The 24,292-nt window shown below is 72.8% G+C and carries 25 protein-coding genes and 2 pseudogenes; 9 read left to right on the top strand and 18 right to left on the bottom strand.

All coding sequences use genetic code 11. From position 1 onward, the window contains the following. Position 1 precedes the first annotated feature (1 nt). The 8 genes from AB0I89_RS31890 to AB0I89_RS31855 all read right to left on the bottom strand — a co-directional run bounded on the left by AB0I89_RS31890 (position 2) and on the right by AB0I89_RS31855 (position 8,444). Positions 2-337 carry a YciI family protein gene (locus AB0I89_RS31890; RefSeq protein WP_357134355.1) on the bottom strand — a complete coding sequence of 112 codons (336 nt, stop codon included), beginning with the start codon at positions 335-337 and terminating at the stop codon, positions 2-4. Between the two features lie 84 nt (positions 338-421). After that, positions 422-1,033, bottom strand: a complete 612-nt coding sequence (locus tag AB0I89_RS31885; RefSeq protein WP_355053540.1) for an ATP/GTP-binding protein — start codon at positions 1,031-1,033, stop codon at positions 422-424. Continuing rightward, positions 1,014-1,400, bottom strand: coding sequence for a DUF742 domain-containing protein (locus AB0I89_RS31880; RefSeq protein ID WP_357134353.1), 387 nt, complete (start codon positions 1,398-1,400; stop codon positions 1,014-1,016). The genes AB0I89_RS31885 and AB0I89_RS31880 overlap by 20 nt, the downstream gene beginning before the upstream one ends. 5 nt (positions 1,401-1,405) lie before the next feature. Beyond that, entirely contained in the window at positions 1,406-1,828 is a 423-nt protein-coding gene (locus AB0I89_RS31875; RefSeq protein ID WP_357134351.1) for a roadblock/LC7 domain-containing protein, read from the bottom strand. Positions 1,829-1,918: 90 nt separating this feature from the next. Further along, on the bottom strand, positions 1,919-4,471 hold the full coding sequence (locus AB0I89_RS31870; RefSeq protein ID WP_357134349.1) for a nitrate- and nitrite sensing domain-containing protein: 2,553 nt from the start codon (positions 4,469-4,471) through the stop codon (positions 1,919-1,921). 124 nt (positions 4,472-4,595) lie between these two features. Next, a complete protein-coding gene (locus AB0I89_RS31865) occupies positions 4,596-6,200 on the bottom strand; it encodes a prenyltransferase (RefSeq protein ID WP_357134348.1) in 1,605 nt (534 codons plus the stop codon). Then, a complete protein-coding gene (locus tag AB0I89_RS31860) occupies positions 6,193-7,110 on the bottom strand; it encodes a terpene synthase family protein (protein WP_357134347.1) in 918 nt (305 codons plus the stop codon). The genes AB0I89_RS31865 and AB0I89_RS31860 overlap by 8 nt, the downstream gene beginning before the upstream one ends. After that, positions 7,107-8,444, bottom strand: coding sequence for a cytochrome P450 (locus tag AB0I89_RS31855; protein WP_357134376.1), 1,338 nt, complete (start codon positions 8,442-8,444; stop codon positions 7,107-7,109). Before AB0I89_RS31855 ends, AB0I89_RS31860 begins: the two co-directional genes overlap by 4 nt. 463 nt (positions 8,445-8,907) lie before the next feature. Here AB0I89_RS31855 and AB0I89_RS31850 point away from each other — a divergent pair, with 463 nt between their 5' ends. Further along, positions 8,908-9,156, top strand: a complete 249-nt coding sequence (locus AB0I89_RS31850) for a DUF2630 family protein (RefSeq protein ID WP_355053546.1) — start codon at positions 8,908-8,910, stop codon at positions 9,154-9,156. A gap of 49 nt (positions 9,157-9,205) precedes the next feature. Here the strand turns inward: AB0I89_RS31850 and AB0I89_RS31845 are convergent, their stop codons facing one another. From AB0I89_RS31845 to AB0I89_RS31835, 3 genes are all read right to left on the bottom strand, one after another. Further along, positions 9,206-10,138 carry an RIO1 family regulatory kinase/ATPase gene (locus tag AB0I89_RS31845; protein WP_357134345.1) on the bottom strand — a complete coding sequence of 311 codons (933 nt, stop codon included), beginning with the start codon at positions 10,136-10,138 and terminating at the stop codon, positions 9,206-9,208. 276 nt (positions 10,139-10,414) lie between these two features. Continuing rightward, a complete protein-coding gene (locus AB0I89_RS31840; protein WP_357134343.1) occupies positions 10,415-11,059 on the bottom strand; it encodes an HAD family hydrolase in 645 nt (214 codons plus the stop codon). Positions 11,060-11,123: 64 nt separating this feature from the next. Beyond that, positions 11,124-11,984, bottom strand: a complete 861-nt coding sequence (locus AB0I89_RS31835; RefSeq protein WP_357134341.1) for a carbon-nitrogen hydrolase family protein — start codon at positions 11,982-11,984, stop codon at positions 11,124-11,126. 56 nt (positions 11,985-12,040) lie between these two features. Here AB0I89_RS31835 and AB0I89_RS31830 point away from each other — a divergent pair. Beyond that, positions 12,041-12,235 (top strand): annotated as a pseudogene (locus AB0I89_RS31830) (helix-turn-helix domain-containing protein); the annotation flags it as partial. Between the two features lie 324 nt (positions 12,236-12,559). Here AB0I89_RS31830 and AB0I89_RS31825 read toward each other — a convergent pair. Continuing rightward, positions 12,560-12,700 (bottom strand): annotated as a pseudogene (locus AB0I89_RS31825) (hypothetical protein); the annotation flags it as partial. A gap of 38 nt (positions 12,701-12,738) precedes the next feature. Between AB0I89_RS31825 and AB0I89_RS31820 the strand changes: the two are divergent. From AB0I89_RS31820 to mug, 5 genes are all read left to right on the top strand, one after another. Next, entirely contained in the window at positions 12,739-13,659 is a 921-nt protein-coding gene (locus AB0I89_RS31820) for a TIGR04222 domain-containing membrane protein (protein ID WP_357134339.1), read from the top strand. Further along, a complete protein-coding gene (locus AB0I89_RS31815; protein ID WP_357134337.1) occupies positions 13,656-14,474 on the top strand; it encodes a DUF692 domain-containing protein in 819 nt (272 codons plus the stop codon). Before AB0I89_RS31820 ends, AB0I89_RS31815 begins: the two co-directional genes overlap by 4 nt. A gap of 107 nt (positions 14,475-14,581) precedes the next feature. After that, positions 14,582-15,067, top strand: a complete 486-nt coding sequence (locus AB0I89_RS31810; protein WP_357134374.1) for a hypothetical protein — start codon at positions 14,582-14,584, stop codon at positions 15,065-15,067. Continuing rightward, positions 15,052-15,813: an SDR family oxidoreductase gene (locus AB0I89_RS31805; protein ID WP_357134335.1), complete on the top strand. Its 762-nt coding sequence runs from the start codon at positions 15,052-15,054 to the stop codon at positions 15,811-15,813. The genes AB0I89_RS31810 and AB0I89_RS31805 overlap by 16 nt, the downstream gene beginning before the upstream one ends. A 143-nt stretch (positions 15,814-15,956) precedes the next feature. Next, positions 15,957-16,529 (top strand): G/U mismatch-specific DNA glycosylase, encoded by a 573-nt coding sequence (gene mug / locus AB0I89_RS31800; RefSeq protein WP_357134372.1) that lies wholly within the window; start codon positions 15,957-15,959, stop codon positions 16,527-16,529. Between the two features lie 102 nt (positions 16,530-16,631). Here the strand turns inward: mug and AB0I89_RS31795 are convergent, their stop codons facing one another. The 3 genes from AB0I89_RS31795 to AB0I89_RS31785 form a co-directional block, all read right to left on the bottom strand. After that, the gene (locus AB0I89_RS31795) at positions 16,632-18,608 is read right to left on the bottom strand and encodes an ABC transporter ATP-binding protein (RefSeq protein ID WP_357134370.1); all 1,977 of its coding nucleotides are present in this window, start codon (positions 18,606-18,608) and stop codon (positions 16,632-16,634) included. A 113-nt stretch (positions 18,609-18,721) separates the two neighbouring features. After that, the gene (locus tag AB0I89_RS31790) at positions 18,722-19,489 is read right to left on the bottom strand and encodes an enoyl-CoA hydratase/isomerase family protein (protein WP_357134333.1); all 768 of its coding nucleotides are present in this window, start codon (positions 19,487-19,489) and stop codon (positions 18,722-18,724) included. 46 nt (positions 19,490-19,535) lie between these two features. Then, a complete protein-coding gene (locus AB0I89_RS31785; protein WP_007462679.1) occupies positions 19,536-19,763 on the bottom strand; it encodes a helix-turn-helix domain-containing protein in 228 nt (75 codons plus the stop codon). Positions 19,764-19,975: 212 nt separating this feature from the next. On the opposite strand from AB0I89_RS31785, the gene AB0I89_RS31780 reads away from it, so the two are divergent. Next, complete coding sequence (locus AB0I89_RS31780) at positions 19,976-20,575, top strand: cadmium resistance transporter (RefSeq protein WP_357134331.1); 600 nt, start codon at positions 19,976-19,978, stop codon at positions 20,573-20,575. Positions 20,576-20,647: 72 nt separating this feature from the next. Here AB0I89_RS31780 and AB0I89_RS31775 read toward each other — a convergent pair whose 3' ends face one another. Further along, positions 20,648-22,252, bottom strand: coding sequence for an ABC-F family ATP-binding cassette domain-containing protein (locus tag AB0I89_RS31775; protein WP_357134329.1), 1,605 nt, complete (start codon positions 22,250-22,252; stop codon positions 20,648-20,650). A 245-nt stretch (positions 22,253-22,497) separates the two neighbouring features. Between AB0I89_RS31775 and AB0I89_RS31770 the strand changes: the two genes are divergently transcribed. Then, entirely contained in the window at positions 22,498-23,415 is a 918-nt protein-coding gene (locus AB0I89_RS31770) for a neutral zinc metallopeptidase (protein WP_357134327.1), read from the top strand. A gap of 65 nt (positions 23,416-23,480) precedes the next feature. Here AB0I89_RS31770 and AB0I89_RS31765 read toward each other — a convergent pair whose 3' ends face one another. Both AB0I89_RS31765 and AB0I89_RS31760 read right to left on the bottom strand, forming a co-directional pair. Next, on the bottom strand, positions 23,481-23,846 hold the full coding sequence (locus AB0I89_RS31765) for an SgcJ/EcaC family oxidoreductase (RefSeq protein WP_357134325.1): 366 nt from the start codon (positions 23,844-23,846) through the stop codon (positions 23,481-23,483). 2 nt (positions 23,847-23,848) lie between these two features. Further along, positions 23,849-24,148, bottom strand: a complete 300-nt coding sequence (locus AB0I89_RS31760; RefSeq protein WP_357134323.1) for a muconolactone Delta-isomerase family protein — start codon at positions 24,146-24,148, stop codon at positions 23,849-23,851. Between the last annotated feature and the right edge of the window lie 144 nt (positions 24,149-24,292).

Here is a 24,292-nt window from a genome sequence, read left to right as displayed (position 1 = left end):
CTCAACTGGACAGAGCGCCGAACGGGCGCAGCTCCAGCCGCCCCTCCCGGGCCATCGGGTGGGTACGGGCCACCTCGATCGCCTCGTCCACGTCGGCGCAGTCGAGCAGGTCGAAACCCACGATCACCTCGGCGGTCTCCGCGAACGGTCCCTCGGAGACCAGCAGCTCGCCGTCACGAACACGGACCGTGGTGGCCGCGCTGGTCGGCGCCAGCACGTTGCCGGTCAGGCGGCGGCCCCGGGCGTCGTTGTCGGCCACCCACTTGTGGATGTCGGGCAGCTCGGTCGGGTCGGTATCCGGTGCGGTGTCGCTGCAGACGAACATCATGAACTTCATCGGTCGCTCCCTGTTTCTCGGGTTGTCGCCAGCATGACGAGCGGACAGGAGCGATCCGGACAGCCTCCCGGAAAAAAACCTCGATCAGTCTCCGCTGGCGGCGCGGCGACGGGCCTCGCGGGTCTTCATGGCGTGCTCCATGAGGGTCACCAGCACCTCCTTGCTGGACTCCCGCTGACGCGCGTCGCAGAGCAGCACCGGTACGCCCGGGTCGAGGTTCAGCGCGGTCTGCACCTCGTCGAGCCGGTACTGACGCGCGCCTTCGAAGCAGTTGACCGCCACGACGAACGGGGTGCCCCGACCCTCGAAGTAGTCGATCGACGGGAAGCAGTCGGCCAGCCGACGGGTGTCGGCCAGGACGACCGCGCCGATCGCGCCCAACGCCAGCTCGTCCCAGACGAACCAGAACCGGTCCTGACCGGGCGTGCCGAACAGGTAGAGCACGAGGTCGTCGCTGATGGTGATCCGACCGAAGTCCATCGCCACCGTGGTGGTGGTCTTGCCCTCCACCCCGGACAGGTCGTCGATGCCGACGCCGGTCTCGGTCAGCACCTCCTCGGTGCGCAACGGCCGGGTCTCGCTCACCGCTCCGACCATGGTGGTCTTGCCCACGCCGAAACCACCGGCGACCAGGATCTTGATCGCGGTGGGCAGTGGCGTCGCTCCCGCCGGCCGGTCAGAGTGCCCGTAGTCCATTGATTACCGCCTCGAAGATGCTGTTGTCGGGAAGGCCGGCCGTGGTGTGCGGCTCGCGTACCTGCACGAGGTTGCGGGCCGCCAGGTCGCCGAGGAGCACCCGGATGGTTCCCACCGGCAGGTCGAGGTGGGCCGCGATCTCGGCGACGGACTGTATTCGCTGGCAGAGGCCGACGATCGCCAGGTGCTCAGGACCGATCCCGATCTCCGGCGTCACGTCGGCGCGGGTCGCGGTGACCAGGGAGATCAGGTCGAACGTGCCGGTGACCGGGCGGGCCCGCCCACGTGTCACCGCGTACGGGCGCACCACCGGGCCCGCATGGTCATCCACCCACTGATGCTCTGCGGACTCTCCCTGCACCGTCATGGCCGTTACCTCTCGCCAGCCGACTGTTCGGCGCTCCGCGACGGGGAGGCCACGTACTTGCCGACGCGGGTGACGAGCATCGCCATCTCGTACGCGATGAGACCGACGTCGGCGTCCTCGGTGGCGAGGACGGCCAGGCAGGCGTTGCGGCCGGCGGCGGTCACGAACAGGAACGACGACTGCATCTCGATGATGGTCTGCTGCACCTGCCCGCCGCCGAAGCGCTTGCCGGCGCCCCGGGCCAGGCTCTGGATACCGGCCGCCATCGCCGCGAGGTGCTCGCCGTCGTCCCGGTTCAGCCCCTGCGAGGAAGCCATCAACAACCCGTCGGTGGAGAGCGCGACCGCATGCTCGGCCTGCTTCACCCGGCCCACCAGATCATCCAGCAACCACGTCAGGTCGGCACTCGAAGCCGTCTTCTGGGCCACTTCGTCGTCCTCTTCTCGCCCGGCAGTTGCGCCGTATTCGTCTTGGGCTTGACCGTCACACCACGCGGAACCCGCAGCGAAGGTGCTCGGTCAGGTGGCTTGCGGTTCCTCGTCGGTCGAGTCGGGCGTGGCGCCCGGCGCGCCGCCGAGCAGTCGCGCCGCGTCGGTCCGGCCGCGCCGGGTGCCGGTCTGATAGGAACTCATCATCCGGCGTACCTGCTCGGGTGGCCGTACCACGTCCTCCTCGTCGGACTCGGTCGCCGCCGGGTCGTCGCGCAGCTCGGGCACGATGTTCGCCTGGCGGACGCGGACCGGCAGTCCGGAGCCGGTGCGGTCCGTCTCGGTCCGCGCCGGGACCGGCCCGCCGTCGGTGCTCGGCTCGCTGCCACCGGCGCCGGCCCGCTCCACGGCGGGCAGGCCGGTCGGCACGGTCGGGCCCTCCAGGGCCGGCTGGCCCAGGACACGCCGGGCCCGGGTGGGCAGGTCCGCCGCCGCGGTCCGCTGGCGGGTGGGGAGTACGACGTCCTTGTCGCCCTCGTCCGTCTGCTCGGTGGTGGTACTGCTCTCGGCCAGCGCCGGGGCGACCGGGGTGACCGGCTGCGCCGCGCCGGGGGCGCTGGTGTCCGTCGCCGCGGTGGCGACCGCGACCGTCGAGAGGCTGGCGGGACGACCGCCCTCGACGGGGCCGGCGGCGGTCGGGCCGGCCGGCAGCGCGATGGCCGTCGGGCCGGCCGGGATCGCGCCGGAGTCCTCCGGGGCGGCGCCGTTCGCCGTGATCAGCTCCAGCGGGATGAGGACGACGGCGGTGGTGCCGCCGTACGCCGATTCCTTGAGGCGGACCCGCACGCCGTGCCGCTCGGTCAGCCGGCTCACCACGTAGAGGCCCAGGCGGGCGGCGTTGGCCAGGTTCAGCTCGGACTGGTCGACGATGCGGTGGTTCGCCGCCGCCAGGTCCTCCTCGCTCATGCCGAGGCCCCGGTCCTCGATCTCGATGGCGAAGCCGTTCGCCACGAGCTGGCCACGGACCTCCACGGTGGTGTGCGGTGGCGAGAACGACAGGCCGTTCTCGATCAGCTCGGCGAGCAGGTGGATGATGTCGCCGACCGCCCGGCCGGCGAGTGAGACGGCCCCCAGCGGCAGCACGTTGACCCGGGTGTAGTCCTCCACCTCGGCCACCGCGCCGCGTACGACGTCCACCATGGGGACGTTGCGCCGCCAGGCCCGGCCCGGGGTGGAGCCGGAGAGCACGATCAGGTTCTCCGCGTTGCGCCGCATCCGGGTGGCCAGGTGGTCGACCCGGAACAGGTCCTCCAACTCCTCCGCGTCGTGCTCGCGCCGCTCCATCGCGTCGAGCAGGGTGAGCTGGCGGTGAACCAGCGCCTGGGTTCGTCGGGCCAGGCTGAGGAAGACCTCGCGGACGTTGCGGCGCAGGTCGGCCTGCTCGACGGCGGTGCGCAGGGCGGTCTCCTGGACGGCGTTGAACGCCTTGCCGACCTGGCCGATCTCGTCGGTGCCGAACTCCAGCGGGGGCGCTTCGGTGGCGACGTCGACCTCCTCGCCTCGGCCGAGCCGGTCGACCACGCGGGGCAGCCGCTCGTCGGCGAGCTGCCAGGCGGCCTGCCGCAGCCGGTCGAGCTGGCGCAGGAGGGTGCGGGCCGTGGTGATCGAGACGACGACCGAGGCGATGACGGCGAGCAGACCCAGGCCGGTGGCGAGCACGAGTCGGACGACGACCATCACGGCCACGCCGGTGGCCCGGCCGACGATGTCGTCGCCGCCGTCGACGACGGCGTCGTTCACCTCGGCGAGCGCCGGCTCGACGGTGCCGCGCCACTGTTCGGAGCCGACCGGCAACTGGGTCGCCGGCCGGCCCTCGCGGATGATGCTGTCCTGGACGGCGCGCAGCCGGCTGAAGGCCTCACCCTCGACGAGCTCTTGGTAGCGCCGCTGATCGGCGTCGGCGAGCCGGGCGCGGGTCTCCTCGCCGAGGAACCGCTCGGCGCCGACCAGGCTGACGTAGCGGGCGTACTCGGGGCCGCTGATCCGACCGGTGCCGAAGAGGCCGCTGAGCAGCGCGTCCTCCTGCGAGATCAGCTCCTTCATCCGGTTGAGCTGGATCAGGGCGGCCGCGTCGGCGGCGATCTCCTTGTCGTCGAGGCTGCCGGTGACGTCGTAGATCCGGAAGATCGATTCGATGGCGTCCGTGTAGGCGTCCGCGGCGGAGATCCGGTCGACCTTGCGGCCCAGCACGTCGGCCCGGGTCTGTTTCAACTCGTTGATCTGCGCGATCGTGTCGTCGAGCTGGACGTCGAGGGCGGAGCTGCCGGCCACGTCGACCTGCCAGTTGCGGACCGAGTCGGCGAAGTCGTCCGCCAGTTGGGTGGCCTTGCGCTGCTCGGCCTCCAGGGCCGCGCGCTGCGCGGCGTCGGGGTTGCTGAGGTACGCCTGGGTCAGCCGCCGCTCAAGCTGAAGCTCCTGCAGCAGGGGTTCGCTGGGCGCGTAGACCCTGCTGTTGAGCAGCTGGACACCGAGCAGGTTGAAACCGTCCCGCAGGGTGACCCACGCCGCGAACATCCAGAGCGCGACCAGGGAGAGCAGCAGGGCGACAACCTTGGTGCGGATACTCGTACCGCGAGAACGCATTGAACCGTCCCAGGCAGGGCGTTGACTCAGCTCATCAACGGGTGATCATGGAGGACGACGTCCCGCCACGGCGGGGCGTACGGGGCTGAGGCTCTGCGTACGCTAGCAGTGTCCACACAACCCCTCAAGTCGCTGTTTTTGTTGCCTGGTAACCACAATCCACCACCGAACGGTCGACCCCGCCCAGATGGGCGGAGGCGAGCCGACAGGCAGCCAGGACAGCCGCGCGAACGATCGCGGTAGGACAGTACAGCTCTTTTCCGTACCACAGTGGAGGGTCCGACCGGTCGGACCGTTGGTGGAGATAGGCGTGGCCGCGCGCCACCGCGTCGTCGACCCGGGGCGCTCCGGTCGGCACGGCCACCAGCACCTGCAGGGCGTACGCGGTCTCCTCGACCGTGCCGTCCCACCGCCCCCACGACCCGTCGGCCCGCTGCCCGTCCAGCACCCAACCGGCCGCCCGGTCGAGCGCCTCGGCCGCCACGCCGCCGCGACCGAACTCCGCCAGGGCCAGCACGCAGCAGGCCGTCGCGTAGTACGGCGAGGCGTGCCACCGGTCCTGCCAGCGGCCGTCGGCGAGCTGGTGCGCCGGCAGCACGGCGCTGAGCCGGTCGACCGTCCGGTGGTACCGCGCGTCCGCGCCGGGGTGCCCGGTCACGTACTGGCCGAACGCGTCCAGCACGTGCGCGTTGGTGGTGACCGAGAAGCCGTCCTCACTCCCCGGCCAGGTGCAGAAACCGTCCGCCGTCTCGTACGCCCACAGGCCCGCCGGGTCGGCGAGGTGGCCGAGCCGGGCCAGCGCGTCCAACGTGACCGAGGTGGTGTCGGCGTCGGTCGGCAGCCCCTCGCCGGTGGCGATGCCCTCGGCGGCGGTGGCGGCGGCCAGGGTGCGCAGCACGGCCGCCGGCGGGTTGAGCGCGACACCGGCACGACGCAGGCCGCCGAGCACCCAGGCCCGCTCGAACACGGTGATCGGGGTCGGACAGGGCACCGGACCGTCGCCGTCGCGGATCAGCGTCCGCAGGAACGTGTACGCGGCGGGGCCGGCGTCCGGGCCGGCGGCGCTCAGCCACGCGGCGGTCGCGGCGGGTGACGCGCCGACCGCGGTGAGGGTCGGCCCGGCGTCGGCCGGCGTCGCGCCCAGCACCTCGTAGAAGTGGGCCAGCTTCGCCGGCAGCGGCGCCCCGGCGGCGACCGCGCCGCGTACCGCCCGCAGCCGGTCGGGGCCGAGCCCGGCGGGCAGCGCGAGCGGCGGACGGGGCAACCGGTCGGCGACCGCCCGACCCAACCGGGTCAACCGCCCGTTGATCGACTCGACCAGGGCGGGAACGATGAGGTCCAGCGCCGGCGTGTCGGGCAGCGCCCGCGCGTGCGTGGCGAGCAGGCGGCCGGTGAGCGCGTCCAGCCCGCGCCGCACCGGGGTGAGCAGGTGCGGACCGGCAGACTTTCCGTCGGCCAGCGCCGCGAGCAGGGCGTCGACGGCGCTGAGGGTGGGCACCAGGGCGTACCCCTCGGGCGGGCCCCACGCCCCGTCGGGGCGCTGCCCGCGCAGCAGGAACCCGATCCGCTGGTGGTGCCCCGGCAGCCAGGGCGCGTCGGCGACCAGCCGGCCGCTCTCGTACACCGAGGGGGCTACCTGCCCCCACGGGCGCAGCGCCAGGCCGGCGATCAGCTCGCGCGCGGCGTCGGTGGGGGGTTGGACCAGCACGTGCCCCGGGCCCTCACTCATCGCGTGCTCCCCAGAAGTCCGAGAGCTGGTAGAAGCCACCCGTGAAGGAGATCTGCCGGTGCAGGTAGTCCGCCTGGCGAGGGCAACGCTCGGCGAGGGCGGCGAGGTCGCCGCGGGACCGGGTGGTCAGCTCGGCGAGCCGGGCGTGCACCCGCGCCGGGTCGTCGACCAGCAGCAGGGCGTTCAGGTCGCCCCACTCGGCGTCCCGCTCGTGCGTGGCGAGGTCGTTGACCAGCCGCAGCACCCGCTGCACGCCACGGCCGGCGTCGAGCAGGTCGGTCAACTGGGCGAGGGTCCTGTCGTCACCGGTGGCGATCCAGTGGGTGACGTTGACGAAGGAGCAGGCGAGGTTGTCGGCGTTGTCCAGGTAGCGGTCCAGGTCCGGCAGGCGCTGCCCGGTGGTCGGGTCGGTCGGCAGGTTCTTCCAGTCCCACTCCCGCGACACGGCGGCGAGCATCCGGGCCAGCTCCTCGCGCCAGATCGGGCGCAGCCGGCGGAACGCCGGCACGGCGGCCAGCTCGTCGCGCAGGTCGGCCAACAGTCGCGCGAGGTGCCGGCCGGGCGGCGGCGCGGCGCCGTCGGCGACCGCCAGGCAGTCGGTCACGATCGCCCGGACGTCGTCCGCCGACCGGGCGAGGTAGTCGACCTGCCAGTCGGCGGCGAAGACCCAGAGCAGGGTACGGGTGGTGAGCCGCAGTTCGGCGGCGGTGTGCCACGGCGCGGTGAACGCGATCGCGGTGGCCACCGAACTGAGCAGCGCGGCGTCGAACGGCGCGGCGTCGAAGAGTTCCGGGTGGGCGGCGGTGACGCCCTGCAGGTCGCGGACGCCTCGTACGGCGAGCGCGCACACCCGGCCCTGCTCGGCGACGGCGTCGGGCCCGGCCTGCACCGGCCACGGCGCGCCGGTCACGAGACGACCGGGCGTTCGACCGGAGTGACGATCAGCTCGGCCCGCTGCTTGGGTTGCAGCGAGGCGCCGAGCCGGGGTGTCAGGCCGACGGGCTCGCGCAGCCGGAACCGGTAGCGGCTCAGCACGGTGCTGACGATGAGCTGCGCCTCCAGCAGGAACAGGTACTGCCCGAGGCACTGGTGCGGCCCACCACCGAACGGGAAGTACGAGTAGCGGTAGCGCCGGCGGGGCTTCTCCGGCGCGAAGCGCTCCGGATCGAACAGCGTCGGATCGTCCCAGAAGGTCGACATCCGCTGGGTGACGTACGGGCTGACCAGCACGGTGCCACCCGCCTTGATCCGCGCACCGCCCAGCACGTCGTCCGCGACGGCGGTACGGGGGATCATCCAACCGGCCGGGTAGAGCCGCAGCATCTCGTCGAGCACCATCCGGCCGTAGCGCAGTTGCGGCAGGTGCTCGCGGCCGACCCGTTCGGAGCCCACCACCCGCTCGATCTCGTCGGTCATCAGCTCCGCCACGTCGGGCCGGGACGCCAGCACCGGCCACAGCCAGGAGAGCAGCGCGATCGTGGTCTCGGTGGCGGTGGAGAACATCGCGACCACGTCGCCGCGGATCGCGTACTCGTCGGGCTCGCTGCCGTCGGCGCGCGGCCGGCAGAGGGTGGAGATGATGTCGTCGCCGTCGGTGGGCCGGGCGCGGGCCTCCCGGATGATCGGCAGCACCACCTCGTCGATGGTCCGCACCGCCTCGCGGAAGGGCCGGTCGCCGGGCATCGGCACCGCGTACGGCACGAACGGCACCAGCAGACGCGGGAGCATCGCGGTGGTGACGGTGTCCAGCGCGGCGCTGATCCGCAACGCGTCCGGCACCGAGATGCGGTCGGCGAAGAGCACCCGCATCGTGGTCCGCAGCACGATCCGGGTGAGTTCCGCGCCGCCGTCGATCGGGCGGCCGTCGCGGGCCGGCTCCAGCCACTCGTCGACGGCCTCGTTGATCGCCTCGGCCATCCGGTCGACGAGCGTCTCGGCGCGCTTGGCGGTGAACAGGGGTTGCAGCGCGCCGCGGCTGGACTCCCAGATCTCACCCTCGGCGACCAGGATGGCGTCGCCGACGATCCGCCGGACCGGCCGCCACAACAGGCCCTCCCCGTCGCGGGTGTAGTTGGCAACGTTGTCCCTCAGCACTCGTTGCAGGTGCTCGGGATGGCTGACCAGGTAGGGACGGAACGAGCCGAGGTTCAGCCGGACGACGTCGCCACCGGCGGCGTCCGCGAAGCCGACGAGCGCGCCGAGCGGATCGCGGACCAGCGCGGGCAGGGCACGACGGAGTGGGATCATCCGGGGTTCGGTGCTGACGGGGGCGGGGCCGGCATCGGACACCTGGGACATGCGCTGTCTCCTCGTCGCCCCGGCGGCCTGGGCGGTCCACTTCGGCCGGTCGGGACTGTGGAATTTTCACCTTCTGGGCGTCGGAAGCATCTCACCAAATCCGGGACACCTCCAGACCTGTGACCGGTGAGATTCGATCGTTGCCCTAGACGGGCATCGATGTCTGCGCCCTGGTCGGTCCTGAGTGGATTGTCAGGACCCGGCACCGGCGCAGGTCGCGCCCGTAGATCGATCCGCCGCCGCCGTCGGCCGGTCCGGACGACGACGGTTCCGCGGTCGGTCGTCCACCGGACCCGCCGGGGCGGGCCACGTCCGGGCAGTCCCAGAGGGCGGGCAGCGCAGTGAGCAAGGACGCACCGGTACCCCCGAATCCGGGCGATGACGGGCACCCTGTGCCAGGCTCTGTGGCATGGACGACAAGACCATCCTGAACCGGATCTCCGAGCTGGTCGACGAGGAGCACCGGCTGCGCGCGGAGGCCCAGGCCCACGAGTCCGGCACCGAGGGCGAGACCAGCGAGCGGCTGCGCGCCCTGGAGGAATCCCTCGACCAGTGCTGGGACCTGCTGCGCCGCCGCCGGGCCGCCCGATCCAGCCACGGCGACCCCGACTCGCAGGGCGAACGCCCCAAGCCCGAGGTGGAGCGCTACCTGCAGTGATCGACACGGGCGGGTCGGGCGGCCACCCCGGCCACCCGACCCGCTCCGGTCAGCGGATGCCCGCCTCGCGCAGCAACTCCCCCGTCAGCGCGCCGGGATCGGCCTGTTCGGCGCTCAACCCCCGGGCCACGAACCAGGCGCCGACCACCCGTACGTCGCGGGCCAGGAACTCGGGCCCCTGCGGGTTCGCCACCACGTCGACCACCTGCGGCAGATCGATCACGACCAGCCGCCCGGAGTGCACGAGCAGGTTGTACGGCGACAGGTCGCCGTGCGCGTAGCCCGCCCGGGCCAGCACGCGCAGCGCCTCGACCAGCTGGCCCCACAGGTCGCGCAGCTCGGCTGGGCCGGGCCGCAGCTGGGCCAGCCGGGGCGCCGCCAGGCCCGACCCGGCGTCGCCGACGAACTCCAACATCAGCTCGGTGCCCCGCAACTGCACGGGGTACGGCACGGCGATCCGGTCGTTCCCGGCGCCGATCTCCCAGAGCCGCGCCAGCGCCGCGAACTCGGCCGCCGCCCACTGCCCGGCGATCATCTGGCGGCCGAAGGCCGTCCGGCCGACCATCGCCCGCATCTCCCGGGAACGCCGCACGCGGCGGCCCTCCAGATAGCCGGCGTCACGGTGGAACAGCCGATGCTCGGCGTCCCGGTACCGCTTCACCGCCAGCAGGCAGGACCGGTCCGTGTCCGGCACCGCCCGGCGGACCAGGTGGACGTCCGCCTCCTTGCCGGTCTTCAGCACACCCAGCTCGGTGTCCTTGGCGGCCAGTTCGGTGACCAACCAGTCCGGGTACGGCTGTGGCCCGTGCACCGCGTCGTCCCAGGACGACCAGCGTTCGCCGGTGTCGGGATCAGGCTCGGTGTCGGGATCGGCGGGCGACTCGGTGGACCGGGCCCGCTTCAGAAACTGCGGTTCGTCGTCGTCGAAGCGGCGCTTGCCGCGGGTCCGGCGCTCCAGCGCCGGGAGGTCATGATCGCGCACTGTGGTGAGGTTCCCTTGGTCGAGGCTGAGATAGGCAGCGGAAAGCGACCTGCGAAGACGGCCATGACCGGCCTCCTCTCCTCGAACGGGCGGTACGCCCGGTGCACGATGCGCCGCCCATCCTCGCCGCGGCTCGGACAGCGGGTCAACCGAATTACGACGGCTTTCCCACGTCAGCCAGCGGCGGAAGCGTCAGCTCGACAGCGGTGGCCGCGTCAGCCAGCGCCGGAAGTGTCAGCCAGCGGTGGCCGCGTCAGCTCGACTGCGGTGGCCGCGTCAGCTCGCGAGGACCGTGGCGACGGCGGCGATCAGCCCGTCCACCGTGCGGCTCGGCGCGAACCGGACGTCCGACCAGGTCCGCCCCCGGTGCAGCCAGACGCTGGGCAACCCCACCGCGGCGGCGCCGCCGATGTCCGCCTCCGGGCTGTCGCCGACCACCCACGCGCCACGCAGCGGCATCCGGACCCGCTGCGCGGCGAGCGCGAAGATCCGCGGGTTGGGCTTGCTGACCCCGGCCTCCTCGGAGATCACCCAGTCGGCGACGTAGCGGTCCAGGCCGGTACGACGGATCTTGGCGTCCTCCAGGCGTACCGTGCCGTTGCACACCACCACGGGCACCCACCCCGCGTCGTCGGCGATGCGCAGCGCGCAGGCGGTCAGCGGGTCGAGCCGGGTCTGCGCCACCACCCCGTCGTGCAGCTCCTCCACCAGGTCGATCGAGGGAATGCGCAGCTCGTAGCGGTCCCGGATCGCGTCGGCCAGGTCCCAGCGGTCGGTCAACCCGTCCGCGTCGAGCGAGACGAGCCAGTCGATGTCGGTGGAGGGCGCGCCGATGCGGTCCAGGAAGCGCTCACCCCAGCGGCGGAAGGGCCCGGCCCGGTCCAGCAGGGTGTTGTCCAGGTCCAGCAGGAGCAGTGGCACTCGGGCACCCTACGGGACCGACGTGTCCGCCAACAGACCCGCGTGTTTCGAGTTGACGATGGGCTTAACCGGTCAGCGACATCCGCGCGCCGCCCTGGCCCGGCAGCAGATCGGCGAGCATCGAATGGGCTGCCCGGGTGGCCGTCAGCACGGCCGGCTCGAGGGTCGCCACGAGCGTGTCCGTGCCCTCGTCGGCGCCCCGGGCGAGCGTACGTCCCTGCGGGTCGTAGATCGCCGCACCGCCGTTGAACCGCCACGGGTCGCTGCCGCCGACAGCGTTGGCGAAGACCACGAACATCGTGTTGTCCAGTGCCCGCGCCGCGTAGTACAGGTCCCGGCGGTGCTCCGAGCCGGCCAGGTAGCCGCTGGGACACAGGTAGGCGTGCGCGCCGTCGCGCGCGGCGGCCCGGCCGTGCTCCGGGAAGCAGCCGTCGTAGCAGATGCCCAGCCCGAGCCGCCAGTCGTCGACGAGCAGCGTGGCGCCCCGCCCGCCGGGGCTGAACAGGTCGCGCTCGTCGCCCCAGAGCTGCTGCTTGTCGTACCCGACCCGGACGGCGCCAGCGCGGTCGACCACGAGGGCGGCGATGGTCCGCCGGTCGTCCGGGTGCCGGACCGCGGCGCCGACCACCACGGTGACCCCGGCGGTCCGTGCCGCGGCGCGCAGCGGGTCGAGCCGACCGTCGGCGACCAGCCCGGCCGGGTCGGCCGCCACGTGGGTGCCGACCGGATCGGCGGCGAGGGTCGGCGGGTGGTACGCGCACAGGTACAGCTCGGGGAGGACGACCACCCGGGCGCCCTGCCCGGCGGCGAGCCGGACCAGCTCGGCGGCGGCCGCCGCGTTTCCGGCGACGTCACCGGGCGCCGGGGTGGCCTGGACGGTGGCGACGGTCAGCGGGCCGGACGGCGCGGGGTACGAGCGGGTCACCGCTGGATCGTAAACGTCGCGTTACCAAGCCGTACGTACGGTTTGCACCGCCCGAGGTGACCTGCGACGATCGAGGTGTGCCCAGAGTAAGTCAGGACCAGCTCGACGCGCGCCGGCAGGAGATCCTTGCCGCGGCCCGGGCGTGTTTCGCCCGACTCGGCTACGAGGGGGCCACCGTCCGCCGCCTCGAGGAGGCCACCGGCCTGTCCCGGGGCGCCATCTTCCACCACTTCCGCGACAAGGACTCGCTCTTCCTCGCCGTCGCCGAGGACGACGCCGCCGCCATGGTCGAAACGGTCGCCCGTAACGGTCTGGTGCAGGTGATGCGCGACCTGCTGGCCCGCGCCGTCTCGCCGGACACCACCGGCTGGCTGGGCAGTCAACTGGAGGTGTCCCGCCGGCTGCGCACCGATCCGGCGTTCGCCAAGCGCTGGGCCGAGCGGTCCGCCGCGATCGCCGAGGCGACCCGGGACCGGCTGGCCCGTCAGCGCGACGCCGGGGTGCTGCGCGAGGACGTACCGATCGACGTGCTGGCCCAGTTCCTGGAGCTGGCCTACGACGGCCTGGTGCTGCACCTGGCCATGGGCCGACCGGCCGGTGACCTGGGCCCGGTGCTGGACCTGGTCGAGGAGGCGGTCCGCCGCCGCTGAGCGGTGTTCGCGCCACCGCCGACGGCGCGGGTGCCCCGGCCCGACCGGATGGCGACGGTGCTCCACAATGGGGCCGCCGACCCCTCCGGCGACAGGAGCAACCGATGATCGTCCACGCCGCCTCGGGCGACACCTGGGGTGTCCCCGGTCCGACCTTCCTGCGGCTCTACCTCGTGGCGGCCGTCGTGGTGGCCGCCGTCGCGGTGCTGCACCGGGTGCGCCTCGGCACCGGCGCGGAACCCCCCGTCACCAAGCGACTCGACCCCGAGGAGGTCGGCTACCTCAACGGTGGGCCGACCCTCGCGGTGCACGCCGCGCTGGGCGGCCTGCGGAGCAGCGGCGCGATCGACGTCGGCCCGGATCGTCACCTGCGCACCACCGGCCCGGCCCCGACCGGGCTCACCCCACTGAAGCAGGCGATCCACTGGGCCGCCCACCAGGGCGTCCGAGCCCGGGACCTGGCCCAGGACGAGCGGGTGGCCGCCGCGCTCGACCAGCTCGGGGCCCGCCTCGAAGAGCGGGGACTGCGAGTGAACCCGGCGCGGCGGGTCACCGCACAACAGTGGCGGCTGCTCCTCGCCGCCCTGCTGGTGTTCGGCGTCGTACGGCTGTTCGCCGGGCTGGCCAACGGCCGACCGGTGGGCTTCCTGCTGCTCACCCTGGTCGGCGTGGCGGTGGCGGTGCTGCTGCTCTGGCGGGTGCCGGAGACCACCCCGGCCGGTCGCAGCGCGCTGCGCGACCTGCGGAACCGACACCGCCACCTCGCACCCGACTCGTCCCCCGCGTACGCCACCTACGGCGCGGCCGGCGCGGCGATGGGCGTGGCGCTGTACGGCACGGTGTCGCTGTGGGCCATCGACCCGGGCTTCGCCGCGCAGGCCGAGATCCAGCGCCAGGCGATCGCCAGCAGCGGCTGGTCGTCGGGAGCCGGCACCGGGTCCTCGGGTACGACCGGCAGCTCCTGCGGCGGTGGCAGCTCCTGCGGTGGAGGCGGCGGGTGCGGCGGCGGTGGGTGCGGCGGGTGACCGGCCCGTACGGCGTCGGCATCGGCTGGCGTCCCGAGATCGCCGGTTTCGTGGCCGAGCTGCCCGGGTTGCGCTTCGTCGAGGTGGTGGCCGAGTCCGTGGCGTCGGCCGGGCCCCTTCCGGTCGGGCTGACGGGGCTGCGCGAGCGCGGTGTGACAGTCGTACCCCATGGGGTGCGGCTCTCCCTCGGCGGCGTCGAACCGGTCGACCCGGCCCGTGTCGCCCACCTGGCCGCCGTCGCGCAGCGGGTGGACGCCCCGCTGGTCAGCGAGCACATCGCGTTCGTGCGGGCCGGTGGGCTGGAGGCCGGGCACCTGCTGCCGCTCCCTCGCAGCCGGGAGGCGGTCGACGCGGTCTGCGCGAACGTGGCCCGCGCGCAGGCCGAGCTGCCGGTGCCGATCGCGCTGGAACCGATCGCCGCCCTCTTCGACTGGCCCGACGACGAGCTGGACGAGGCGGACTTCCTCACCGAGATCCTGGACCGGACCGGCGCGCTGCTGCTGCTGGACGTCGCCAACGTGCACGCCAACGCCCGCAACCGGGGCACCGACCCGCTCGCGCTGCTCGACCGGCTGCCGCTGGACCGGATCGGCTACGTGCACGTGGCCGGCGGGGCCGAACACGGCGGCTTCTACCACGACACGCACACCCATCCCATGCCGCCGCAGGTGCTGGAGCTGGTCGGCGCGCTCTGTGCCCGGCGACGGCCGCCGGCGCTGCTGCTGGAGCGCGACGGCGGGTACCCGCCGGCCGCCGAGCTGCGCGCCGAACTGGACGCCCTGGCCGCGGCGTCCGGCTTCCCGGCCGTGACATGACCGGCGCTGCCGGCCGTGACCTGACCGGCGCTCCCGGCCGTGACCTGACCGGCGCTGCCGGCGGCGACCGGGACGGCGCACCCGAGCGGCCCGCACCCCGGCCCGGCCTGGCCGCGCGGCAGGCGGAGCTGGTCGCGGCGCTGGTCGCCGGAGGTCCGTCGCCGGCCGGATTCGCGGTGGGGCCGCTGGCCGCCGCCCGGGCGGCGCTGCTGAACAAGCGCGCCGGCGAGGTGGCCCGGCACTGGCCGCTGCTCGCCGCCGGCCTCGGCCCGGCGTGGCTGTCGACCTTCGTTGACTGGGCCGCCGGCCGCCCCACGACCGGCTCGCTGCGCGACGGCTGGGATCTGGCCCGGACCCTGCGCGGGCGGGCCGCGCTGCCGCCATCGGGCGCGGAGGAGCTGGCGGTCCGGGAGGCGGCCCTGCGCTACGACGGGCACACCGCGCCACGTCCGCGCCGGCTGCCGGCCGTCGCCCGCGCCGGCGGCGCCATCGCGGTGCAGGTCGCCGGTCGGGTACGTCTGCTGCGCCCCGCCGCCAACGTTGGCGGGGACGCTCCGGATCGGGCAGGATCGGCGTTATGGATCTCGGACTGACCGACCGCGTGTACGTGCTGACCGGCGCCTCCCGCGGCCTGGGTTACGCGACGGCGCAGTGCCTGGTCGCCGACGGTGCCCGGGTGGTGCTCTCGGCGCGGGACGCGGACGCGGTGGCCGCCGCCGCCGAGCAGCTGGGCGGTCCGGGCAAGGCGGTCGGCGTCGCCGCGGACCTGACCGACCCGCAGACCCCGGAGCGGCTCGTCGCGGCGGCCCGCACCCACTTCGGCCGGCTCGACGGCGCGCTGATCTCGGTCGGCGGCCCGCCCGCCGGCAACGCCGCGTCGATCACCGACGAGCAGTGGCGGAACTCCTTCGAGACCGTCTTCCTGGGCACCGTCCGCACCGCGCGCACCGTCGCCGGGGCCCTGCCCGACGGGGGCGCGATCGGGCTGGTGCTGTCCACGTCGGCCCGTGGGCCGGTGCCCGGCCTCGGCATCTCCAACGGCCTGCGGCCCGGCCTCGTCGGCGTCGCCAAGGACATCGCCGACGACTACGGCCCACGCGGCGTACGCGTCGTCGGCCTGCTGCCCGGCCGGATCATGACGGACCGCAACCGGGAGCTGTTCGCCGCGACCGGCGACCCGGAGCGCGCCCGCGCCGAGGCGGAGGCCCTCATCCCGTTGCGACGCCTCGGCGACCCGGCCGAGTTCGGTCGGGTGGCCGCGTTCGTGCTCTCCCCCGCCGCGAGTTACCTGACCGGCCTCACCGTGCCGGTCGACGGCGGCGCGTTGCGGGGCCTGTGAAGCCTGACCGACCGCGAGCTTCCCGTGCGGTCACGCCGCACGGGCCGACCCAGCCCGGTCACCCGGCCGTTGATCGACTCGGCTCGCAGGAAGTCGGGCCGTCGACGCGACCAGGACACCCCGACTTCCAAGAACCCGGGTCGATCAACACGCGGTCCCGTCCGACCAAGACGGACCTGGCCGCAGCCGCGGACCGGACCATCCCGGACGTGCTCGCGCCAGCGCTGTCGGTGCTCTTCGTCGGCATCAATCCCGGCCTCTGGTCGGCCGCGACCGGGTGGCACTTCGCCCGGCCCGGCAACCGGTTCTGGCCGGCGCTGCACCTGGGCGGGTTCACCCCCCGACTGCTGCACCCGAGCGAGCAGGTCGAGTTACCGCCCCTCGGCCTCGGCATCACCAACATGGCCGCCCGGGCCAGCGCCCGCGCCGACGAGCTGAGCGCCGCGGAACTGCTCGACGGCGCCGCGGTCCTGACCGACAAGGTGGCCCGATTCACACCGCGCTGGGTGGCCGTGGTGGGGGTGACCGCGTACCGGATCGGTTTCCAACGGCCGAAGGCGGCCTTCGGGCCGCAACCGGAGTCGCTGGCCGGCTCCCGGCTCTGGGTGCTACCGAACCCGAGCGGGCTGAACGCCCACTTCACACCGGTCACGCTGGGCGCGGCGTTCGCCGAGCTGCGCGCGGCGACGGGCCTGCGGGTGCGCCGCCCGACCTGACCGTGTCGCCGTTGATCGACTCGACGTCAAGGAAGTCGGGCCGTCGACGCGACCGGGAGACCGCGACTTCCAGCAACCCGAGTCGATCAACCAAGGCGTCCGTCAGTTGGCGGCGGCCGGCGGCATCGCCTCGTCGGCGACGTAGGTGCCCAGGGGCATGACCACCGGCTCGGGGCCGGTCGCGTCCACGAAGGGGCGGGGCGAGTCGGCGACCGCGAACTGGGTGCGGTACAGCTCGGCGTAGAGCCCGCCGACGGCGACCAGCTCGTCGTGCCGGCCCCGCTCGACGATCCGACCGCCGTCGAGCACGAGGATCTGGTCGGCGTCCCGGACGGTGGAGAGCCGGTGGGCGATCACCAGGGCGGTACGTCCGGCCAGCGCCACCGACAGCGCACGCTGCACCGCGGCCTCGCTCTCCGAGTCGAGGTGTGCGGTCGCCTCGTCGAGGATGACGATCGACGGGGCCTTGAGCAGCAGTCGGGCGATGGCGATGCGCTGCTTCTCGCCGCCGGAGAAGCGGTAGCCGCGCTCCCCCACCGTCGTGTCCAGACCGTCGGGCAGCGACCGGACCAGGTCGGCGACCTGGGCGCCGGCGAGCGCGGCCCAGATCTCGTCGTCGGTGGCGTCGGGCTTGGCGTAGCGCAGGTTCTCGGCGATGGTCTCGTGGAACAGGTGCGAGTCCTGGGTGACCACACCGATCTCGTCGCGCAGGGAGGCGAGCGTCGCGTCGCGCACGTCCACCCCGCCGACCAGGACCTGGCCGTCGGAGACGTCGTAGATCCGGGAGACGAGCATCGACAGCGTCGACTTGCCCGCGCCCGACGGCCCCACCAGGGCGACCATCTGCCCCGGCTCGACGCTGAACGAGACGCCCTTGAGCACCGGCTCATTGACGGTGCGGTCGAGGGTGGCGACCTCCTCCAGCGAGGCGAGGGAAATCTCGGCCGCGCTGGGATAGCGGAAGCGCACGTCGCGGAAGTCGACCCGGCCGGCGCCCCGGGGCACCGGGACGGCATCGGCCTTCTCCACGATGCCGGGCTTGAGGTCGAGCACCTCGAAGACCCGGTCGAAGGAGACCAGCGCGCTCATCACGTCCACGCGGACGTTGGAGAGCGCGGTGAGCGGCCCGTACAGGCGGGTGAGCAGCAGCGCGAGGGTCACGACGGTGCCCGCGCTGACGCCGCCGGTGACGGCGAGCCAGCCGCCGAGACCGTAGGTGAGCGCCTGCGCCAGCGAGGCGACCAGCAGCATCGCCACGAAGAATGTCCGGGAGTACATGGCGGACTGGATGCCGATGTCACGCACCCGCTCGGCCCGGTCGGCGAACCGGCGGGCCTCGATCTCGGGCTGCCCGAACAGCTTCACGAGCAGCGCGCCGGCCACCCCGAACCGCTCGGTCATCGTCGCGTTCATCTTGGCGTCGAGGTTGTACGCCTCGCGCGTGATGTCGGCCAGCCGCCGGCCCACCCGGCGTGCCGGGATGATGAAGATCGGCAGCAGCACCAGCGAGAGCGCGGTGATCTGCCAGGAGAGGGTGAACATCACCGCGGCGGTGAGCACCAGTTGGATGACGTTGCTGACCACGCCGGACAGGGTGGAGGTGAACGCGCGCTGGGCGCCGAGCACGTCGTTGTTGAGCCGGCTGACCAGGGCGCCGGTCTGGGTGCGGGTGAAGAACTGCAACGGCATCCGCTGCACGTGGTCGTAGACGCGGGTGCGCAGGTCGAGGATGATGCCCTCGCCGATGCGGGCGGAATACCACCGCTGGGCCAGGGACAGCAACGCGTCGGCGACCGCCAGCCCGGCGATGAACAGGGCCAACCGGACGATGAGCCGACCAGCCTCGGTGCCGCCCCGGTTGATCGCGTTGATCACGTCACCGGCGAGCACCGGCGTGGCGACGCCGATGATGGCGGCGAGCACGACCGTGGCCAGGAAGACGACGATGTCGCGCCGGTAGGGCTGGGCGAAGGCGACGATGCGGCGGGCCACCCCGCTCTTGAGCCGGTGGGTGGAGACTTCGTCGCGGTTGCGCATCGACCGGAGCATGCTCCACCCGGCCATGCCACCGCCGGACATCGGGCTGGACACCACTCACCTCCGGGTCGTCGGGCGGACCGCGCTGTCGGGTCAATTCTCCCGACAGGTGTGACAACCTCGGTCGTAACCCGGATCTTCCCGCGCGGTCCTTACTATTCGCCCCGGCCGGCGAGATCGCGCAGGCGGCGGGTCTGCGCCTCACGCTCGGCCCGCTGCTGGTCGGCGTGCGACCGCCCGGCCGCGCCGGCGAGCAGCGCCTTGATCTCCACCACCGCGTCCCGCGGGCCGGCCAACAGGCCCGCCGTGAGGTCGCGGACCGCGTCGTCCAGCTCTCCCGAGGGTACGACGAGAGTAGCCAGCCCGATCCGGTCGGCCTCGGCGGCGTCCAGCCGGCGGCCCGTGGCGCAGATCTCCAGCGCCCGGGAGTAGCCGACGAGCTCCACGAGACGCTTCGTGCCAGCCAGGTCGGGCACCAACCCGAGCGTCACCTCGGCCATCGAGAACCTCGCGTCGGCGGCGAGGACCCGCAGGTCGCAGGCGAGGGCAAGCTGGAAGCCGGCACCGATCGCGTGCCCCTGCACCGCCGCCACGGAGATGACGTCCGGCCGGTGCAGCCAGCTGAAGCCGCCCTGGAACTCGGCGATCCGGTCGGCGCACTCGTCCTCGGGCAGCGTGGCCAGCTCGGCGAACGACCCCGGGCCGGACGCACCGGCAACCGCGAGGTCGAGACCGGCGGAGAACGCACGCCCCTCGCCCCGGACCACCACCACCCGTACGTCACCGGGCAGGTCGCGCGAGAATTCGCTCATCGCGCGCCACATGGCCGGTGTCTGGGCATTGAGCACGTCGGGCCGGCACAACGTCACCGTGGCGACCGGCCCGTCGCAGGTCAGCCGAACCCCGGTCGCCTCGGCGGTCACCGGACTGCCCGGGGAGCGGCGTTGGTCAACGACGCTAAGGGGCGGGTCACGCCTTCTTGCGGCGCCGGGCACCGCCGCGCTGACGCAGCTGAACCCCGGACTCGGTGAGCACTCGGTGGATGAACCCGTAGGAACGGCCGGTCGAGGCCGCCAGCGCGCGGATGCTCTCCCCCGAGGTGTACCGCTTTACCAGGTCCTTGGCGAGCGTCTGACGCTCGGCTCCGACGATCCGGCGACCCTTCTCAGTGCTGGTGGCTGTGCCAGTGGCTGCCATGCTGTGTCCTCACGTCCCAGACTGTGCGGTTCGGATACGGTCCCACCTATTAGACCGCCTCGGACGATCATGCGCCAGATATCAACTCTTCGCCAACCGACACGCTATGCAATGTCAGGTTCCCGATAGAGTGATCCTCCCGAACCGTCCCGCTCTGCCACCCGAACGGTCCACACGAGCGCGGTGACACCTCCACCCGTACGCTCCCGGACGTGATCGACCTGTTCGGCACCGCAGCCGGCGCGGCCGTCGTCTTCGCCGCCACCGACATCGACGACATCGTCATCCTCACGCTGTTCTTCGTCGCGGCCCGCACCACCGGCCGCCCGCGCACCGCGCAGATCGTCGCCGGCCAATATCTGGGCATCGGCGCGCTCGCGCTGGCCAGCGCGGTGGTCGCCGCCGGGTTGCTGGCCGTGCCGGACCCGTGGACCGGGCTGCTCGGCCTGCTGCCGATCGCGCTGGGCGTCCGCGCGCTGTGGCACCGGGACGACGACGAGCCGGCCACCGTGGTCACCGGCACGCTCGGCGTGGCCGGGGTGACGATCGCCAACGGGGCCGACAACGTCGCCGTCTACGTACCCGTGTTCCGGGCTCTCGGCCCCGGCGACAGCGCGGTGTTCCTGCTGATCTTCGTGGTGCTGATCGGCCTGTGGTGCGCCGCCGCGGCCTGGCTGGGCGGCCACCGGCGGGTGGTCGCCCTGGTGGAGCGTGCCGGGCACTGGCTGGTACCGGCGATCTTCGTCGGCATCGGTGTGGTGATCCTGGTCAGCTCCGGCGTGCTGGGCCGGCTCGTCGACCTGCTGGGCTGAGACCGGTCCGGCTGGTCGACCCTGCTGGGCTGAGGCCCGGCGGTCCGGCCACCCGACCGCCCGGCGCAGCGGTCAGGCCAGCTCGACCAGTTCGAGGAGGTCGTCGCTCCAGGCGTCCTCGTCACCGTCGGGCAGCAGGATCGCGCGGTCCGGCTTGAGCGCGAGCACCGCGCCCGGGTCGTGCGTGACCAGCACGATCGCGCCCGGGTAGTTGGCGATCGCGTCGAGCACCTGCTCGCGGCTGACCGGGTCGAGGTTGTTCGTCGGCTCGTCGAGCAGCAGCACGTTGGCGCCCGAGCAGACCAGCGTGGACAGGGCCAGCCGGGTCTTCTCGCCACCGGAGAGCACCCCGGCCGGCTTGTTCACGTCGTCGCCGGAGAAGAGGAACGCGCCGAGGATCTTGCGCAGGTCCGTGTCGGACTGCTCGATCGCGGCGGCGCGCATGTTCTCCAGCACCGTCCGCTCCACGTCCAGCGTCTCGTGCTCCTGCGCGTAGTAGCCCAACCGCAGGCCGTGCCCCGCGTGCACCTCGCCGGTGTCCGGGCTGAGCAGCCCGCCGAGCATCCGCAGCAGCGTCGTCTTCCCCGCGCCGTTGAGCCCGAGGATGGCCACCCGGGAACCCCGGTCCACCGCCACGTTGACGTCGGTGAAGATCTCCAACGAGCCGTACGACTTGGAGAGGCCGGTCGCCGTCAGCGGCGTCTTGCCGCACGGGGCGGGGCTGGGGAAGCGGACCTTTGCCACCCGGTCGGCGACGCGTACCTCCTCCAGGCCCGAGATCAGCTTCTCGGCGCGGCGGGCCATGTTCTGCGCGGCGACGGTCTTGGTGGCCTTGGCCCGCATCTTGTCGGCCTGCGCCATCAGCGCGCCAGCCTTCTTCTCGGCGTTGGCCCGCTCGCGGCGGCGACGTCGCTCGTCGGTCTCGCGGGCCTCCAGGTACGCCTTCCAGCCCAGGTTGTAGACGTCGATCACGCTTCGGGTGGCGTCGAGGAACCAGACCTTGTTGACCACCGACTCCAGCAGCGCGCCATCGTGGGAGATCACGATGAGCCCGCCCTTGTGGTTGGCGAGGAAGCCGCGCAGCCAGGTGATCGAGTCGGCGTCGAGGTGGTTGGTCGGCTCGTCGAGCAGCAGGATGCCGCCGCCGTTCTCACCGGCGTCCCGGAACAGGATCCGGGCCAGCTCGATGCGCCGGCGCTGACCACCGGAGAGGGTGCCGATGGTCTGGGCGAGCGCGCGGTCCGGCAGCCCGAGGTTGGCGCAGATCCGGGCGGCCTCGGCCTCGGCGGCGTACCCGCCGAGGGCGGCGAACTGGTCCTCCAGCGCGCCGTAGCGGCGGACCAACTTGTCGCTGGCGTCCTCGGCCAGTTGGGCCTCGATCTCCTTCATCTGGGACATCAGCACGTCCAGGCCGCGGGCGGAGAGCACCCGGTCGCGGCCGGTGACCTCCAGGTCTCCGGTGCGGGGGTCCTGCGGGAGGTAGCCGATGGCGCTGCGCTGGTCGATCTGGCCGCCGTACGGCTGGCCCTCACCGGCGAGCACCTTGAGGGTGGTGGTCTTGCCGGCGCCGTTGCGGCCGACCAGGCCGATCCGATCACCAGGCTGCACGCGCAGGGTGGTGTCGGACAGCAGGATCCGGGAGCCGGCACGCAGTTCCAGGCCGGTGGCAGTGATCATCTTGTGGGACTCGCTCTCGGGGTCTGGAAGGCTGACACAGGGCACGCGAAAGCGCCGGCGGGCGGTGGGCCCGTCGGCGCGGGGCGGTTCAGCCTTCGCAGCGCGGCACGGCGACAAGTGTACCGGGGCGCGGTCGAGCAGCCGGGCCGGATTACCAATCAAGATCATCGGGTACCGAATCGCCGTCCGGACCCGGTCCGGCGCTGACGGCCTATCACAGGACATTTCACGCGATCGAGGTCATCATGGAGCTGAACGAGAACGCGCAGGTCGACACCAGTCAGGTAGAGGACATGCGTGGATCCGGCGGAGGCGGCGGGGGCGGAGGCCTCGGGATCCCGATCCCCGGGGGCGGCGGCCGGGGCGGCGGCCTGATCGGCATCATCATCGCCGTCGTGCTGGCGTTGGCCGGTGGCGGGTTCGGGCTCAGCCAGCTCGGCGGCGGAGGCGGCAGCGACCAGCCAGCCGACAACTCCAGCCTGGACGCCGAGTGCTCCGCGAGCGCGACCAAGACCGAGGACTGCCGCAACACCCTCTTCATCAATTCCATCCAGGCTTACTGGAAGGACGCCATGCCGAAGGCGTTCGGCGACCAGTACCAGCCGGTCACCACCCGGTTCTTCAGCAACAGCGTGAACACCGGCTGCGGTCAGGCCGACTCGGGTGTCGGCCCGTTCTACTGCCCGGCGGACAAGCATGTCTACATCGACCTGACCTTCTACGACACGCTCAAGTCCGAGTTCGGCGTCACTGGCGAATTCCCCCAGCCGTACGTTCTCGCGCACGAGTACGGCCACCACGTGCAGGACCTGCTCGGCACCGAGGCCAAGGCGCAGGACGGCAAGACCGGGCCTACCTCCGGCTCGGTCCGGCTGGAGTTGCAGGCGGACTGCTTCGCGGGCGCCTGGGCCAACCACGCCACCGAGACCAAGTCGAAGAACGACAAGGCGATCTTCAAGTCGATCAGCGAGCAGGACATCCAGGACGCGGTGGACACCGCTGGCGCGATCGGCGACGACGCCATTCAGCAGAAGTCCGGCCGGGGCAGCGACCCGAGCTCGTACACCCACGGCACCGCCGCCCAGCGGCAGAAGTGGTTCGAGCAGGGCTACAACAGCGGCGACCCGAAGACCTGCGACACCTTCGGCACCAACCAGCTCTGACAGCTCCACCCGACTCGTGGCAGGCCCGCCCAGCGGGGGCCTGCCACGACTGTCGTTGGCCCACTTCAGTCGAGCTTTGACACCTGGTAGTGCCCGATCAGCCAGGCATCCCCGACCCGCCGCACGACCACGCCCAGGTGCACGGTCAGCGCCGGCCGGTCGGTGAAGCCGAACTCGACCTCCAGATAGCCGAGGACCACGTCGGCGGCGAGCCGCCGGGTCTCCCGGATCTCGTACGCGGCGGTCAGGCCCAGCGGCTGTGCCGCGTAGTACGCCGCGATGCCGTCCCGGCCGACGGCGTACGGGTGCAGGCCCTGGAAGATCGCGTCATCCGCGAAGACCGACGCGACGCGGTCCGGCTCGTGCGCGTCGACCGCCGACCTCCACCGGTTCAGGACCGCGCGCAGGATCTCCACCTCGTCACCGGCCACGGTCACCGCCCCGGCCGACCGGGGTCGTTCGGGTGCGGCGTCAACGGCGTCACGGTCTCCCGCCGCCAGGCGCGCAGCGGCATCGACGCGAGGACCGCCTCCAACTCGTCCGCGTCGGCAGCCTCGAAGAGCCCCCACGTACGCCACTCCCCCGGCGCCAGCGGCGGCCGCCACAGGCGCAGCAGACTGCCCCGCGCCGTCAACTCGGCCGAACGCGCCGCCTCACGCGCACGCATCTCGGCAACCCCGTCCTCCGAGGTGCCGGCGGGCACCGTCGTCACCATGTCCACCAGGAACTCCACGCGCCCATCCTCCGACGATGCGCGCCGCACCACGCCCCGAACCCCCGTTCGGGTGGCGGTCATCTCTGCTCCGGCTCGACCGGGCGGCCAGCCGAGAGCAGTCGCCGCCGCCGTGATCCGGCACGGGTAGCGTCGCCGCTGACC

This window comes from Micromonospora sp. NPDC049801 (assembly GCF_040656575.1).
GTDB lineage: Bacteria > Actinomycetota > Actinomycetes > Mycobacteriales > Micromonosporaceae > Micromonospora.
This window is presented reverse-complemented; position numbering and strand designations above follow the sequence as displayed.